13 protein-coding genes are annotated in these 16,387 nt (G+C 47.3%); 12 read left to right on the top strand and 1 reads right to left on the bottom strand.

The features are described 5' to 3' along the window. Positions 1-176: 176 nt before the first annotated feature. From hisZ to AC4EVX_RS07445, 12 genes are all read left to right on the top strand, one after another. On the top strand, positions 177-1,415 hold the full coding sequence (gene hisZ, locus AC4EVX_RS07500; RefSeq protein WP_177976761.1) for an ATP phosphoribosyltransferase regulatory subunit: 1,239 nt from the start codon (positions 177-179) through the stop codon (positions 1,413-1,415). Further along, entirely contained in the window at positions 1,412-2,047 is a 636-nt protein-coding gene (gene hisG / locus AC4EVX_RS07495; protein ID WP_177976760.1) for an ATP phosphoribosyltransferase, read from the top strand. Before hisZ ends, hisG begins: the two co-directional genes overlap by 4 nt. Before the next feature lie 56 nt (positions 2,048-2,103). Next, a complete protein-coding gene (gene hisD / locus AC4EVX_RS07490; RefSeq protein WP_177976759.1) occupies positions 2,104-3,396 on the top strand; it encodes a histidinol dehydrogenase in 1,293 nt (430 codons plus the stop codon). Positions 3,397-3,462: 66 nt separating this feature from the next. Beyond that, positions 3,463-4,050, top strand: coding sequence for an imidazoleglycerol-phosphate dehydratase HisB (gene hisB, locus AC4EVX_RS07485; RefSeq protein ID WP_177976780.1), 588 nt, complete (start codon positions 3,463-3,465; stop codon positions 4,048-4,050). A 103-nt stretch (positions 4,051-4,153) separates the two neighbouring features. Continuing rightward, a complete protein-coding gene (hisA, locus tag AC4EVX_RS07480; RefSeq protein WP_177976758.1) occupies positions 4,154-4,879 on the top strand; it encodes a 1-(5-phosphoribosyl)-5-[(5-phosphoribosylamino)methylideneamino]imidazole-4-carboxamide isomerase in 726 nt (241 codons plus the stop codon). A 24-nt stretch (positions 4,880-4,903) separates the two neighbouring features. Continuing rightward, positions 4,904-6,229, top strand: coding sequence for a bifunctional phosphoribosyl-AMP cyclohydrolase/phosphoribosyl-ATP diphosphatase HisIE (hisIE, locus tag AC4EVX_RS07475; RefSeq protein WP_177976757.1), 1,326 nt, complete (start codon positions 4,904-4,906; stop codon positions 6,227-6,229). A 383-nt stretch (positions 6,230-6,612) separates the two neighbouring features. Further along, the gene (locus tag AC4EVX_RS07470) at positions 6,613-7,215 is read left to right on the top strand and encodes a sugar O-acetyltransferase (RefSeq protein ID WP_490159920.1); all 603 of its coding nucleotides are present in this window, start codon (positions 6,613-6,615) and stop codon (positions 7,213-7,215) included. 152 nt (positions 7,216-7,367) lie between these two features. Beyond that, positions 7,368-8,597, top strand: a complete 1,230-nt coding sequence (gene pepT / locus AC4EVX_RS07465; protein WP_490159897.1) for a peptidase T — start codon at positions 7,368-7,370, stop codon at positions 8,595-8,597. A gap of 76 nt (positions 8,598-8,673) precedes the next feature. Next, the gene (locus AC4EVX_RS07460) at positions 8,674-9,636 is read left to right on the top strand and encodes a tyrosine-type recombinase/integrase (protein WP_490159896.1); all 963 of its coding nucleotides are present in this window, start codon (positions 8,674-8,676) and stop codon (positions 9,634-9,636) included. 447 nt (positions 9,637-10,083) lie between these two features. After that, the gene (locus tag AC4EVX_RS07455; protein ID WP_490159895.1) at positions 10,084-12,735 is read left to right on the top strand and encodes a cation-translocating P-type ATPase; all 2,652 of its coding nucleotides are present in this window, start codon (positions 10,084-10,086) and stop codon (positions 12,733-12,735) included. 204 nt (positions 12,736-12,939) lie between these two features. Further along, complete coding sequence (locus tag AC4EVX_RS07450; protein WP_490159894.1) at positions 12,940-14,352, top strand: DNA/RNA helicase domain-containing protein; 1,413 nt, start codon at positions 12,940-12,942, stop codon at positions 14,350-14,352. A 210-nt stretch (positions 14,353-14,562) separates the two neighbouring features. Next, on the top strand, positions 14,563-15,162 hold the full coding sequence (locus AC4EVX_RS07445; RefSeq protein ID WP_490159893.1) for an NUDIX hydrolase: 600 nt from the start codon (positions 14,563-14,565) through the stop codon (positions 15,160-15,162). 89 nt (positions 15,163-15,251) lie between these two features. Here AC4EVX_RS07445 and AC4EVX_RS07440 read toward each other — a convergent pair whose 3' ends face one another. Next, the gene (locus tag AC4EVX_RS07440; protein ID WP_177977936.1) at positions 15,252-16,352 is read right to left on the bottom strand and encodes a tyrosine-type recombinase/integrase; all 1,101 of its coding nucleotides are present in this window, start codon (positions 16,350-16,352) and stop codon (positions 15,252-15,254) included. Between the last annotated feature and the right edge of the window lie 35 nt (positions 16,353-16,387).

Raw genomic sequence — 16,387 nt, 5'->3', positions numbered from 1 at the left:
CAACAACACGTTACTATATTATCACTGTACCATGCGAAAGTGTTCTGCGCGTGCCACAGGACACTTTTTCATTTGATTGAGATCCATGAATCGAGATGTATCGTGAATTTAATGACTAATATACACCGTGAGCGTCGACTTGAATCAAAAAGGAATCGGGAGGACATGAGGACATTATGAATAATCAGTTACTGCATACCCCGGATGGTGTCCGGGATATTTACGGAGACGAATGTGCAAGAAAACTTGCTGTACAGGAGCAGATTAAAAATGTGTTTCATCTGTATGGCTATCAGAATATCGAGACCCCGGCATTTGAGTTTTTTGATATTTTCAAGGCGGAGCGCGGAAGTGTCGACAGTCGGGAAATGTATAAGTTCTTCGACCGTGAGAACAATACGCTCGTTCTCCGACCGGATATCACCCCGTCAATCGCGCGCTGTGTAGCGAAGTATTTCATGGACGAACAGCTCCCTCTGCGTCTGTGCTACCTTGGCTCTACGTTCCAGAACAGCACAAGCTACCGCGGAAGACTCAAGGAGGCAACGCAGACCGGCGTGGAGATGATCGGAGATGACCTGATCGATGCAGATGCCGAGATGATTGCGATCGCAATCGACGCGCTCAAGGCAACCGGACTCAAGGAGTTTCAGGTGGAGCTCGGTCAGGTTGATTTCTACCGCGGGCTCCTCGAGGAAGCGCACATGGATGAGGAGACGCAGGATCAGCTCAGAGAACTGATTGAGAATAAGAATTACTTCGGTGTCGAGGAACTTTTGAGTGAACAGACGATGTCCCCTGAGCTTAAGCGTCTCTTCCTGAAGCTTCCGGAGCTTTTCGGTGACATTGACCAGATCCGCCTTGCAAAGTCGATGACATCGAACCTGCGCGCGGTCCGTGCGATCGAGCGTCTTGAGAAGATTCAGGAGATCCTTGACAGCTACGGTCTTGGCGATTATGTTTCCTATGATCTCGGTATGCTGAGCAAGTACAGCTATTACACCGGCATTATTTTCAAGGCATATACCTACGGAACCGGCGACTACATCGTGGCAGGAGGTCGTTACGACAAGCTCCTTGAGCAGTTCGGAAAGAACGCACCGGCGGTCGGATTCGCGATTGAGGTGGATCGCCTGATGTCGGCCCTGTCCCGTCAAAAGATCTGCACAAAGACCGACGATGTTGACACGATGATTCTCTACGAGGAGAGTGCGAGAGCTGAGGCGATCCGCATGGCAGGAGAGCTCCGCGCAGAGAAAAAGTCCGTTCAGCTTTTGAGAAAAGATTCCCTGCACAGTTTTTCCGAGTATCTGGCATGCGCTTCCCGCCAGAAGATTAAATCTCTGATTTATCTTGACGGTGACGGTAAAAGAGCAGTAAAATACAGCACAGAAGACGGGGAGGTACAGGCATGAGATATCTGACCTTTGCGCTGGCGAAAGGCCGGCTTGCAAGTAAATCATTGGAGATGTTTGAGAAGATCGGCATCACCTGCGAGGAGATGAAGGATAAGAACTCCAGAAAGCTGATTTTCACGAATGAGGAGCTCGGCTATCGCTTTTTCCTCGCAAAGGCGACGGATGTTCCGACCTATGTGGAGTACGGGGCAGCGGACATCGGAATCGTCGGAAAGGATACGATTCTCGAGGAAGGAAGAAAGCTCTATGAGGTTCTTGATCTCGGAATCGGTCGCTGTCGGATGTGTGTCTGTGGTCCGGAGGAGGCGAGAGAGCGCTTAAAACATCACGAGCTGATCCGCGTTGCAACAAAGTATCCGGCAATCGCAAAAGACTATTTCTATAACAAGAAGCATCAGACGGTTGAAATCATCAAATTAAACGGCTCGATTGAGCTGGCTCCGATTGTCGGTCTGTCTGAGGTGATTGTCGACATCGTAGAAACCGGAACAACGCTTCGCGAGAATGGTCTGACGGTTCTCGAGGAGGTTTGCCCGCTTTCCGCGCGCATGGTGGTCAACCAGGTCAGCATGAAGCGGGAGAATGAGCGCATCGGAAAAATTATCCGTGATTTAAAAACCCTGATTTAAGATATTTAAAAATAAATATCGAGGAATAAATAGGGAACAGCAGGAGGCATAAAAAGATGAGAATTGTGACACTGGACGAGCAGAGCAAGAAAAATATCATGTCGGATCTGTTAAAGCGTGATCCGAACAACTATACAGAGTACGAGGATACGGTGCAGGCGATTGTGGATGATGTCCGCAAGAGAAAAGATACGGCTCTTTTTGAGTACACCGCAAAATTTGATAAGGCATCTCTGGACGCTTCCACAATCCGCGTGACGGATGCAGAGATTCAGGAGGCACTTTCCCTTGTAGATCCGAATCTCCTGGCCGTGATGAAGAAATCCATGAAGAACATCCGTGAGTATCACGAGAAGCAGAAGAGATGCAGTTGGTTTGACAGCAAGCCGGACGGCACAATTCTTGGTCAGAAGATGACGGCTCTTGAGAGTGTCGGTGTCTATGTTCCAGGTGGAAAAGCCGCTTACCCGTCCTCCGTTCTGATGAACATCATTCCGGCAGAGGTTGCCGGTGTAAAGCGAATCGTGATGGTGACTCCTCCGGGAAAGGACGGAAAGGTCAATCCGGTTACCCTGATCGCAGCTCATCTTGCAGGTGCAACCGAGGTCTATAAAGTCGGCGGAGCACAGGCAATCGCAGCCCTCGCATTCGGAACGGAGTCGATTCCGCGCGTCAACAAGATCGTTGGACCGGGCAACATTTTCGTCGCACTTGCAAAGAAGGCGGTATACGGATATGTGAGCATCGACAGTATTGCCGGACCGAGCGAGATCCTTGTGCTTGCAGATGACAGCGCAAATCCGCATTTTGTGGCAGCGGATCTTCTGTCCCAGGCAGAGCATGACGAGCTTGCTTCCGCAATTCTCGTCACAACGAGCATGGAGTTTGCAAAGAAGGTGTCTGCTGAGGTGGATGGCTATCTTCCGAAACTTTCCCGTCGTGAGATCCTTGAGAAGTCCCTTGACAACTACGGATACATTCTCGTGACCGAGACGATGAAAGAGGCGATCGACACCGTAAACGAGATCGCACCGGAGCATCTTGAGATCGTGACCCGCAATCCGTTCGAGGATATGACAAGAATCCAGAATGCCGGAGCAATCTTCCTCGGCGAGTACAGCTCTGAGCCCCTCGGCGATTACTTTGCAGGTCCGAACCACGTTCTTCCGACAAACGGCACTGCAAAATTCTTCTCTCCGCTCAATGTCGATGATTTCGTGAAGAAATCCAGCATCATTTATTACTCGAGAGAAGCTCTTGAGCGCGCACACAAGGACATTGAGACCTTTGCTGAGGCAGAGCATCTGACGGCTCATGCAAACTCCGTTCGCGTTCGTTTTGAGGACTAAACAGGCTAAGCATATTAAAGCGTTAAGAATAAAAAATCGAAAAAAAGGAGCTGTGGGATGAGCGGGATGGAACGAATCGCAAGCATGGAACGAAATACCAATGAGACAAAGATCAAGATGACATTAAATCTGGATGGCAGTGGAAAGGCGGATATTCATACAGGAATCGGATTTTTCGACCATATGCTGAATGGATTTGCCCGCCACGGTCTCTTTGATCTGTCTGTTACGGTCGATGGAGATCTGGAGGTGGACACCCATCACACGATCGAGGACACCGGAATTGTGCTTGGAAAGGTGATCCGCGAGGCAGTCGGCGACAAGAAGGGAATTGTGCGTTACGGTTCAAGCATTCTTCCGATGGATGAGGCGCTGATCCTGTGTGCACTGGATCTGTGCGGTCGTCCTTATCTCGTCTATGATTTAAATCTTGACCGGGAAAAAGTCGGAGATCTCGAGACGGAGATGGTCAGAGAGTTCTTCTATGCGGTCTCCTACGGCGCAGAGATGAATCTGCACATCAAGCAGATCAATGGGCTCAACAATCACCATATCATTGAGGCGACGTTTAAGGCATTTGCAAAAGCTCTCGATCAGGCAACCCGCTTTGATCCGCGCATCACCGATGTGCTCTCCACAAAAGGCACGCTTTAAGTCGGGGTAGTTCACCAGCAGGCAACATGCTTTCAGAACATGATATGGATTCATATGACCATGATCGATACTTATACTAGGGAAAACATAGGAGGAAAAACTCATGCAGTTATATCCCGCGATTGATATGAAGGGCGGACGTTGTGTCCGTCTCACGCTTGGTCTGTTCGACCAGGAAAAAGTATATTCCGACCGCCCGGCAGAGATGGCAAAGCGTTGGGTAAGCGAGGGAGCAACTTTTCTTCACCTTGTCGATCTGGACGGCGCACTTGCCGGTCACTCTGTCAATGAGGAGGCGATTCGGGAGATCGTGAAATCAGTCAATGTTCCGGTTCAGCTCGGCGGTGGAATCCGCAGTGCGGAGGCAGTCCGCTATATGCTCGATCTCGGAATCACCCGCTGCATCATCGGCACGAAGGCAGTGGAGAATCCGGAGTTTGTCAAAGAGTTAGTGGAGACTTTCGGTCCGGAGCACATCGTAGTCGGTGTGGATGCAAAGAATGGCATGGTTGCCGTTGAAGGCTGGGAGAAGACGAGCAGTATCTCTGCGACGGATCTCTGCCTTCAGATGAAGACGTATGGCGTGGAGCACATCGTGTATACAGATATTTCCCGAGATGGAACGCTTTCCGGACCGAATGTAAATGCAACGAGAGAGCTGACGGAAAAAACCGGTCTTGACATCATCGCTTCCGGCGGTGTTTCCTGCATGGAAGATCTCGCTGCTTTAAATGAGAATCACATCCGCGGAGCAATCATCGGAAAGGCACTTTATGAGAACCGCATTGTGCTTCGCGATGCAGTCAATCTCTTTGAGGGTACAAAGTAACCAAAGGAAGAAGGAAAAAGAATTATGACAGCAGAGACCAAACGGCTGATCACAGCCATCGGATGTAAAAATAAGCAGGCGATCCTGCTTGGGACAGATGGAGATCTGTTAAAGCCACAAGCAACTTTGGAGGCTTCCCTGATCACAGTCGCAGAGCAGATCAACAACAGCGGAGCAGATGAGCTTCTGATTCTCGATCTCTCCGAAAATGATGAGGAGCATGAGGCAGTTATTGGATCGATCAAGGAGACGGCTCGCGTGATCGATCTGCCGATTCTTGTCGGCGGTCGCGTAAAACGCATGGAGGATGTCAAGAAATATCTGTATGCGGGTGCAAAGGCAGTTTTTCTTGATGCGGACAAACCGGAGAATGTCGATCTGATCCGTGAGGTTTCCAACCGTTTCGGAGCTGAGAAGATTTTCATGATGGTTTCCGATGAAAAGGCGCTTGCACGCGCAGAAGAGTTTGCACAGCTCGGCGTTTCCATGCTGATTTTAAACGGAGCAGTTGCCGAAAGCGCAGATGCAGGCAAGGCAGAAAACCTTCCGGCTCTCGCTGTCTGCACCAAGACAGCGGAGACTGAGACGGTCTATCACGTTTTGCATGCAGATCACTGCGAGGGCGTGATTCTGACAGCGATTGAGGCTGACAAGACCAATAAGGAAATCTCTTATATGGAACTCAAGCAGGAACTTTCCAAAAAGGGCTGTCCGATGGATATTCTGACGTCTTCTGTGCCGTGGAGTGATTTCAAACTCGGTCCAAACGGACTGATTCCTGTCATCGTTCAGGATTTCAAGACCGATGAGGTTCTGATGCTCGCTTATATGAATGAGCAGGCATTTGAGGATACCCTGAAAACCGGAAAAATGCATTATTACAGCCGGAGCCGTCAGACTCAGTGGATGAAGGGTGAGACTTCCGGTCATCTCCAGTATGTGAAATCCTTAAAACTTGACTGTGACAACGACACGATCCTCGCAAAAGTCCACCAGATCGGACCTGCCTGCCACACCGGTTCTCACAACTGTTTCTTCCAGACACTTGCAGAGAAGGATTACAAGGAGACAAACCCGTTAAAGGTCTTTGAGGATGTCTATGCCGTCATCAAAGACCGCAAGATTCACCCGAAGGAGGGTTCTTACACCAACTATCTGTTTGACAAGGGCATCGATAAGATCTTGAAGAAGGTTGGAGAGGAATGTACGGAGATCGTGATTGCGGCGAAGAATCCGGACCCGGAGGAGATCAAGTATGAGATTTCCGATTTCCTGTATCATGCGATGGTCCTGATGGTTCAGAAGGGCGTGACCTGGGAAGAGATCACGGAGGAACTGGCAAATCGCTGATTGTGTTGATTGGATTTGGAGATTGGGATCTTGAAAAATGAAATTCTTAAAAATGGACCCTTAAAAAATCTGGAATTTTAAATCTTTCCTTGACTTTTCAGGGGAGTTCCGATACTATTAGAGCAATAACTTGATTGATATTCATGATAGATCGTGATAGAACAGGTTATTCAACAAAAAACATCAACAAGTATCAACAAAGTCGAAAGAAAAAGGGGCTGGCGATCAGTCCCTTCTTCTTTTTGCTTTTCTTATCAGTTTCTCATCAGTCTCGGCAAAGTCAACTGCATTAAACTTTGGTCAGTAAAATGACTTGGAGAGTTGTAAATTGGTGTAAAAACGGGAAAACAGGAGGTATTTTCATGAGTGATAGGAAACATGATCTGACAGAAAAAGAAAAAATGCAAAGGCAGATGCTTTACGATGCGAACTATGATCAGGAACTGAAAGCGGAGAGACTTCACGCGAAAGAACTGTGCTATGAGTATAACCACCTGCGTCCGACAGAGGAGACAAAGCAAAAGGCGATCATAAAGGAGCTTCTTGGAAAGACAAAAAAGTCCTTTGACATTCTGGCGCCGTTTTTCTGCGATTACGGGTATCATATTGAGATCGGTGAGAATTTCTTTTCCAACTACAATCTGGTCATTCTGGACTGTGCAAAAGTGACGTTTGGGGACAATGTATTCATTGCGCCGAACTGCGGATTCTACACGGCAGGTCATCCGATCGATTCTGAGCGCCGAAATAAGGGACTTGAGTATGCCTACCCGATCACGGTCGGGGACAATGTGTGGATTGGTGGCGGAGTTCAGGTGATGCCCGGAGTCACGATCGGCAGTAATGTTGTGATCGGCGGAGGGAGCGTGGTCGTCAAAGACATCCCGAGCAACTCTGTGGCAGTCGGCAATCCCTGCAAAGTGATCCGCCCAATCACGGAAGCTGAAAAAAAAATGCGCTGGGATCGTAGTTCTGTTGAAGAATAGGGGAATCATACTCGGAGAAAGAGGAAGCTCACAAACTCCGGGGGTTAAATGAACGACGAGTGGAAGTATTCAGAAAAATATGCTATAATAGGGGCACTTTAAGTCAGCAAAAATTTCTCTGACAAAAATGGCAAACAAAGGAGCAGAAAATCATGTCAAATATTACAGATCGTTTTCTTCGCTATGTATTAGTTGATACAGAATCTATGAGTGATCAGGAGGCATTTCCGAGTACAGAAAAGCAGAAAAACCTTGGAATGATGCTCAGAGAAGAGTTGGTTGCTCTCGGTGCAGAGGATGTCCGCATGGATGATTATGGATATGTCTATGCACGTATTCCGGCAAACACGAATAAGAGAATCCCGACCGTGGGATTTATCTCCCACATGGATACCTCACCTGATTGCCCGGGAAATGGGATTCATCCGCAGATTATCCGCAATTATGACGGAAAAACAATCCACATGAATGCCAAGACCGGAGAGACGATGAGTCCGGAGCGTTTTCCGGAGCTTCTGCGTTATGTGGGACAGGATTTGATTACAACCGACGGAACGACACTTCTCGGTGCAGATGACAAGGCTGGTGTTGCCGAGATTATGACGATGGCAGAGTATCTGCTGACTCATCCGGAAATCGAGCACGGAACAATCTGTATCGGCTTCACACCGGATGAGGAAGTCGGACGCGGTGCAGATTTCTTTGATGTGGAGGGATTTGGCGCAGATGTTGCGTATACGGTTGATGGTGGTGCTCTCGGTGAAATCGAGTATGAGAACTTCAATGCTGCTTCCGCAAAGCTCAATATCAACGGTGTCAACATTCATCCGGGTTCCGCAAGAGGTCAGATGAAGAATGCGCTCCTGATCGGAATGGAAGTTCAGCAGATGCTTCCGATGTTCCAGAATCCGGCATGCACGGATGGTTATGAGGGATTTTTCCATCTGAATAATATGTCCGGCGATGTCGAGCATGCTTACATGAACTATATCATCCGCGACCATGACCACGCAAAATTCGAGGAGAAGAAAGCACTGATGACCAGTGTTGTTTCTTACCTCAACACCAAGTATGGTGAGGGAACGGTTGAGCTGAATCTGAAAGATTCTTATTATAACATGCGCGAGAAGATTGAACCGCACAAGTATCTGATCGAAATTGCGGAGAACGCGATGAAATCTCTCGATGTGGAGCCGGTCGTATGCCCGATCCGCGGAGGCACAGATGGCGCTCGCCTTTCCTACAAGGGACTTCCGTGCCCGAACCTGTGCGCAGGTGGTCACAATTTCCACGGAAGATATGAGTACGTTTGCATTCAGTCGATGGAAAAGATTGCGGATATTCTTGTGGAGATCGTCAAAGCGTTTACCAATCGTGGATAAGAGAAACAGCGAAGCTGTTTGGAGCGGTACATCAGTGCGGGAATAAAAGTAAAAGAGAGAAAGAGAGGAAATCGGGATGGAAGACCAAAATGAAATTTGTCTGAGAGAGATGTGCTCCTGCATTTCAGAAGAGACAGAGAATCTTTTTCTGGAATATACCGCACGTTTTATCCGGCAGACGACGAGACGTCAGTACGCCGGTCTTCTGGCTCTGTTCTGTCGTGAGACAAAGTGTGATTTTATGGAGATCACGCCGGAGAAGACCGATCGGTTTTTCCAGAATCATACAAAGAGCAGTACAGTAAAGACGCTCCAGTGGCAGATCGCAGCTTTGCGGGGCTTTGCACGTTTTATAGATGAGAAACAGGCGGTGGTGCAATCCCAAAATGTACAAAAATCAGGGGCAACCTCAAATCCGGAAGGTCATTTTGAGCGAGCCTTTCCGAAGATGCAGTTTGAGTGGTCATTACAGCCGATCGCTCCGATTCCCAAACTTGAGCATGTAGATCAGGTATTAACCTACTTCTACGAGAGGGATGATCTCACGATGTTTGTGGCGATCTCCACGATCCTGCGCTGTGGACTGACAACGAGGGAGTTGTGTGGATTGAATGTCGGTCATATCTTCATGGATGCCGATGGACAAAAGGGAATGATCATTCCGGATACTCACCGCAGAGAGCGAAAGATTAAGCTTCCTGATGATCTATTTGATTTGATTGTCCGGCTGATTCCGGCGCAGGTGGAAAAGGATTTTCCTGTCTTTCGGTTACGGCGTTTTGAGAAGCGTCTGTCCGCCCGTATGTTGGAACACTATATCAAGGATGCCTGCGAAGCACTCGAAATTCCGCCGTTTACGATGACTCAGCTTCGCAACCTCGCTGTCGCAAGCATGGTTCAGGGAGGTGCTCCGGCACAGGCAGTCTCCGACTACCTTGGAACGGATATTCTCTGGATTACCCGATATGATGTCGCTGTACCGGAGCTCAAGGACTCCGCTGTGGATTATCATCATATCTGCATTAAAAAATTTGATTAAGTTACTTTACATGTTAAAAAAAGTAATTGACAAGAACTTCTCGCATATGATAAGATTGGAATACATATTAGGGAGTAGTTCGCATCGGACGGTTTTGATCGCCGGTGTTGTGCTGGTCGTCATCACGCAACTGTTTTTTGTTGCCGGACAGTACACATCATTGAAATGGAACGAGACTTTTATTGCTTTGCATGTCATGAGAAATGACAAATGCCACTGGCATTTTCACGGATTGTACATGTTTGGTGCAGTAAAGGTCTCTTTTTTGTTACGAAAATCCTGATCCACGGATTTCCAGTACAAAATTCTTTTCTGAATTTCTAAAGAATTTCTGAGACAAAAGAGCGTTTTCTGCACATGATTTTCTTATCACCTCATCAAATGAGATCCTCAGCATTAAAGATTAAAAATTTATCAAACAATGAAAAGGAGCAAAGAGAAATGATAATGATGCAGAAAGAAGTATGGAGCCAGTCGGTTGACGAAGTACTCCGACGTTTTAAGACAACGCGATCGGGATTATCGGGTGAAACTGCCAAAGAGCGGTTGCAGACAACAGGCGAAAATGTCCTGGAGGAGGGGAAAAAGAAGACAGCGGGACAGATTTTTCTCAGTCAGTTTTGTGATCTTCTTGTCGTGATTCTTCTGATTGCAGGTGGAATCTCGATGATCTCCGGAAACTTGGAGAGCACTGCGGTAATCCTGCTTGTTCTGGTGGCAAATGCGGTTCTCGGAACAATTCAGCAGATCAAGGCAGAACAGTCGCTTGAAAGCCTTAAAAATCTCTCCTCCCCGAACAGCAGAGTGATTCGTGATGGAAAAAAGATCGAGATTCCGTCCCGGGAAATTGTGATCGGGGATCTTCTGGAGCTGGAAGCGGGTGATCTCATCCCCGCGGACGGAAGAATTGTAGAGAGCTACTCGCTTCAGGTCAATGAGAGTTCTCTGACCGGGGAGACCTCCCATATAGAAAAGAGAGAAGGCGTGCTTGCAGGCGAGACGCCTTTAGCTGACCGCACCAATATGGTCTACTCGGGAAGCCTTGTCGTGTATGGGCGGGCGGTAGTGGTTGTGACGGCAACAGGGATGCAGACAGAACTTGGAAAAATTGCAGGAATGATTCATCAGGCAGGAGAGTCTAAGACTCCGCTTCAGCGCAGTTTAGATCAGTTCAGCCAGAAACTTGCCATTCTGATTTTGATGATCTGTGGTCTCGTCTTTGCGCTCTGCCTTTCCCGCAAAATGACGGTTCTTGACGCTTTGCTCTTTGCGGTTGCACTTGCTGTTGCAGCAATTCCGGAAGCCCTGACCTCGATTGTGACGATTGTGCAGGCATTCGGTACGCAGAGAATGGCAAAAGAACATGCGATCATCAAAAAACTCAGCGCGGTGGAGAGCCTTGGCGCAGTTTCTGTGATTTGCTCAGATAAAACAGGAACGCTGACCCAGAATAAGATGACGGTTCAGCAGATTTTTGTAAATGGAAATGTAATCGAGGCAAAAGCTCTTGATATGACCGACCAGACACAGCGGTATCTGGTTTACGATGCAGTCCTGACAAATGACTCGAGTATCGTTGATGGACAGAGCATTGGAGATCCAACGGAATCAGCGCTCTTGGAGATGTTTCGGGAGATTCCGGCATTTGCCAGCTATAGCTCTCTTGGGAAACAGGGGATGAACGAGGAAATCCTCAGAGAGATGATGGCAAGACTGGAAGAAATTCCATTTGATTCAGATCGAAAGCTGATGAGCACGAAATACCGAATTCATGGGAAAGAAACGATTCTGACAAAAGGGGCGGTGGATGTTCTGCTTGACCGCTGTATCTGGATTCGCAGACAGAATGAAATTTGTCCGATGACGGAGACAGAACGAGAGAAGATTCGGATACAGAATCAACAGTTTTCTGAGCGAGGACTGCGCGTGCTGGCATTTGCATACAAGGAATCCTGCGAACCTCTGTGCAGAGAAGCGGAGTACGACTATGTGTTTCTCGGACTGATTTCTATGGCAGATCCGCCACGTCCAGAGTCTATCAAGGCAGTGAGAGATGCCAAATCTGCGGGAATCCGAACCGTCATGATCACAGGCGATCACAAGATAACTGCGGTCGCAATCGCCCGCAAGATCGGTCTGTTTGAGGACGGGGACCTGGCTTTGACCGGCATGGAGCTGGATCGGATGAGTGAGGAGGAATTGGATCAGGCGATCGAAAAAATCTCGGTCTATGCGCGAGTTTCACCGGAAAATAAGATTCGAATCGTCCGCGCATGGCAAAGATCCGGGAAACTGGTTGCGATGACCGGAGACGGTGTCAACGATGCCCCTGCACTCAAAAAGGCGGATATCGGAGTTGCGATGGGAATCACCGGAACCGAGGTGTCAAAAGATGCGTCTGATATGATTCTCACCGATGACAATTTTGCCACGATCATTCGAGCAGTCGCAAACGGAAGAACCGTATACCGCAACATCAAAAATGCAGTGAGATACCTGTTATCGGGAAATACCGCTGCCATCCTTGTCGTTTTATACACTTCCCTGCGAGCGCTCCCGTTGCCATTCGTGCCTGTACAGCTCTTATTTATCAATCTGCTCACCGACTCGCTTCCGGCACTGGCAATCGGAATTGAACCCGCAGACGAAGGCGTTCTTAAAGAAAAACCGAGAGATCCGAAAGAAGGATTGATGAACCGGGAATTCTTGATCAAAATGCTTGTGGAGGGCGCACTGATTGCACTCTCAACAATTTTTGCCTTCTCGATTGGACTGAAACAGAGCTCTGTTATGGCATCGACAATGGCCTTTGCGACAATCACACTCGCAAGACTCTTTCATGGATTTAATTGCCGGAGTGAATTGCCCCTGCTTGCGATTGGTTTGAAGAGCAATCCTTCAAGCCTGCTTGCGTTTGGAATCGGCGCTTGTTTTCTCGCTCTTGTCGTGGGTGTTCCGGCATTTCACAGTCTTTTTCAGATTCAGGCGATGAACACACAAAATTTGGTGCAGACACTGCTCCTCGCCATGCTTCCGACATTGGTGATTCAAGGTTTTCGGGTGATTTGTGAAAGGAAAAAGAAAGAAAAAGATTATTAAGTTTACGTAATTTATTTATGTAAACTATATGATTCAGAGTGAGTATCTCTCTCCTTTATAGGGGTGGGTATCGCAAACTTTCTTAGGAGCGATTGAATGGACTTCCACTTGTGGTCTCTTTATATTATAATAGGAATAACACAAACGTTTTTCATTATAATTGGGTTTTGCAAAAATTAGTAATCAGTAGGGTGAGGAAAAAATATGAAGGCAATCTCGGTTTATGCGATCACGAGGACTCAGAGTCTGGAACATTTGCAGAAATTGGAACGACAGCTCTCTGGAAGAACCAGCTTTCTGAAAATGCGAAAGTGGGAATGGGAGAGCATGAGGGATCTGACGAATCAGCTGGAGGCTCATATGCCAGAGATCGCCCGCCTTCGTTTTTTCTACTCCTTCCAGATACCACGTCTTGGAAAAGAATTTGATCTTCTTCAAATCAAGGAAGACCAGATTTTAAACATCGAGTTAAAGAGTGGAGCTGTATCTGATGAAGCAATCCGTCGACAGCTTTTGCAAAATCGCTATTACCTGTCTGTCCTTGGCAAACCAATTCGTTCCTACACCTATATCAGCAGTCAAAAACGGCTTGTGCGCCTGACAAACCACGATCATCTTGCAGAAACAGACTGGGAAAAATTGTGTGAGGAACTGCAAAATGAGAGCAGAGATTATGAGGGAAATATTGAGGAGCTGTTTCGTGCGGAACTTTATCTGATTTCCCCACTCACAGAGCCGTCCCGTTTTCTGAAAAAAGAGTATTTTCTGACGGCTCAGCAGAGGGAGATTGAACGGCAGATTTTAAAGAAAATTCGCACAGAGAGAACAGGTTTGTTCTGGTTTACCGGTCTTCCCGGAACTGGAAAGACCCTGCTTTTGTATGATCTTGCGATGAAACTTTCTGTCAGACAGCAGGTTTGTATGATTCACTGCGGGGATGCAAAGGCACAGTGGAATCTTCTCCATGAGCGCCTGCAACGAATTGAATATCTGTCTCACAGTGACATGAACCCTGTTAGTAGCAATTTTTCGCAATTTCATGCGATCTTCGTCGACGAGGCGCATCTGCTTCCACCAAAGACACTGGCATGGTTACTGAAATCCTGCAAGGATCGCCCTATCATCTTTTCAAGTGACTGTGAAGATATGATTTCTCCGGAAGAACTGGATCGATCTACTCTGCGTGAGCTGAAAAATTTGTCCGGTATTCAGACCTATCACCTGACAAACCGGATTCGCACAAATGCCGAGTTATCCTTTTATATTCAGAGCATGATGCATCTTTCTCACAGGCGACTTTCGTTCTCTTATCCTCATATCTCGGTTGTCTATGCCAACAATGAGGAGGAGGAAGAGTGTCTGCTTGCAGATTATCGAACCCGCGGATATATCTGCGAGAAAGAGATGTTAAGCCCGGAGCCAGAACGAGTAGCCGACCGAATTGCAGTCTTGATTGATGAGCGATATTATTATGATAAGCAGGGCTATCTGCGCTCGACAGATCGAAGCGTCTGGAATCTTTTCTGCCGTTTGAATCAGACAAAAGAAGAGTTGACATTTGTGGTAAAGGCAAATGAAGCGGTGTATGCGACGCTGTTGGGGTTGTTGTTTATTTGAATCATTCCAGACAGGTGGGATGCGCCCTGCGCTCAGATCCTCTGGGCGATGTTCCTGCCTTTCGGGTTGTCAACTCTAAGGGGTTCTTGGGTGGCGACCATCTATGGAGGAAGCCGAGGAGTTGTATACGCTTTTTCAGTCACTGGGAATCTAAACGAAAAAAGAAAACTCTGCAAGAAAAAGAAAGAAGAGAAAGGATACAGACAAACGATGAATCGTCAGGAATTACTTCATGCAATCAAAACTTACAAGCCATATAACGAGCAGGAAGAGCGGGACCAGGTTCTGATCGCAAATTGGATCGAAGAGCACGAAGATGCATTTTCGCGAGAGAATCAGGTGGCACATGTGACAGCATCAGCTTGGGTTGTCAACAAAGACCGAAGCAAGGTTCTGATGGTATACCACAATATTTATGATTCCTGGTCGTGGCTTGGAGGACATGCGGACGGGGAGACGGATCTTTTAGCTGTCGCGATTCGCGAAGTCAAGGAGGAAGCGGGACTTTCGGATGTCCGCCCGGTATCGAGAGACATCTTTTCGTTGGAGTCTCTTACCGTGGATGGTCATATAAAAAAAGGCAAATATGTATCCAGTCATCTGCATTTGAATGTGACGTATTTGTTGGAAGCGGATTCGGATGAGTGTGTATCGATAAAGGCGGACGAAAATAGCGGAGTCGCATGGTTTACATCGGAAGAAGCCTTGAAAAAATCTACGGAACCGTGGTTTGTGGAGCATGTGTATACAAAACTTATAGAAAAAGAACGGGAAAACAGAATTCAGAAACTTCCTTCATTTTCAAAATAAACTCGTCATAAGTCTTACAGCTTTGTGCCAGATCCGAGAGATCTGGCTTATAAAGCCGTTCACAAAAATATTCCGTTGAGCAATAAATATTATTCCTTGTCGGAGGAATCCCCTTCATCCTTCAAAAACTTTAAGCGGTTTTTATCAAAGTCAATGTAGAAGCGGGTGGTAGTGGAGGAGTCTGCATGTCCCAGTGCATGCTGGACAAGTGAGACATCGCCACCGCTTCGCTCATAGAGCTGGGTTCCGAAGCTCTTGCGCAGAAGATGAGCAGAGAATTTTACATTCGGTGGCAGGACAAATCTGCCATATTCTTTGACAATCTGACCAACGCGATTGATCGTGATTCGTGTGCCACGGTTTGACACAAACAGCGGTCCGTTTGCCTTTTTTTCTTTTTCGCTCTTCATCTTCATCAGAACCGGGCGTTCCAGTTCAATGTAGTCGGAGAGGGCAGTGAGCACCTCTTTTTTAAAGTAGACGAACTCGGTATGTCCACCTTTTCGCCGGACGAGCAGTCGCTGTTCATCAAGATCCAAATCGTACATATCAATGTTCAACAGTTCGGAGATACGAATACCGGTTCCGAGAAAAAGCATGATGATCGCATTGTCACGCAATTTTGTCTTCTCAAAGAATACTTTTTCCCGTTCCGTTTTCTGTGCACCGGTCTGAACATTTTTTTTGAGTCGTTTTGTCTCAGACTCTGTGAGGGCGACGATCGGTTTCTTCGGTACTTTTGGAATATCGACATAAGTCGCCGGATTTTTCGTCATGTATTCATTGATGACCATATACTTGAAAAATGCCTTGATCGAGGCGAGCTTTCGGCGTTTTCCAGACGGAGAATTCTCAAACACCTGAATCTTTTCTTTTCCGGTCGGAGTCGTCCGGGTGATGTAGTTTCCATCTGCGTCCTTCATCGAGTATTCATCCAAGTATGCCAAAAACATAACAATGTCATTTGGGCGAAGCTGATCCAGAGCGTCCATCGGGATCTGGGTGATTGACGGGTACGGGAAGCGGTCAGGAATCGCTTCGAGAAGATACTTTAGAAACACACGCAGATCAATCGCATAGGCGACTTTGGTTTTGGGCTGATAGACAGAGTCCTTGGCATAGAAAAAGTTTACGACATAGTCAGGGAGTTCCCTTAAAATTTCCCTTAATTTTTCAGATTCACTTTTCATAGGAATAGATCAATCCTTTCTATATTTTCTGTGAT

This window comes from Brotaphodocola sp. (genome assembly GCF_983179755.1).
This window is presented reverse-complemented; position numbering and strand designations above follow the sequence as displayed.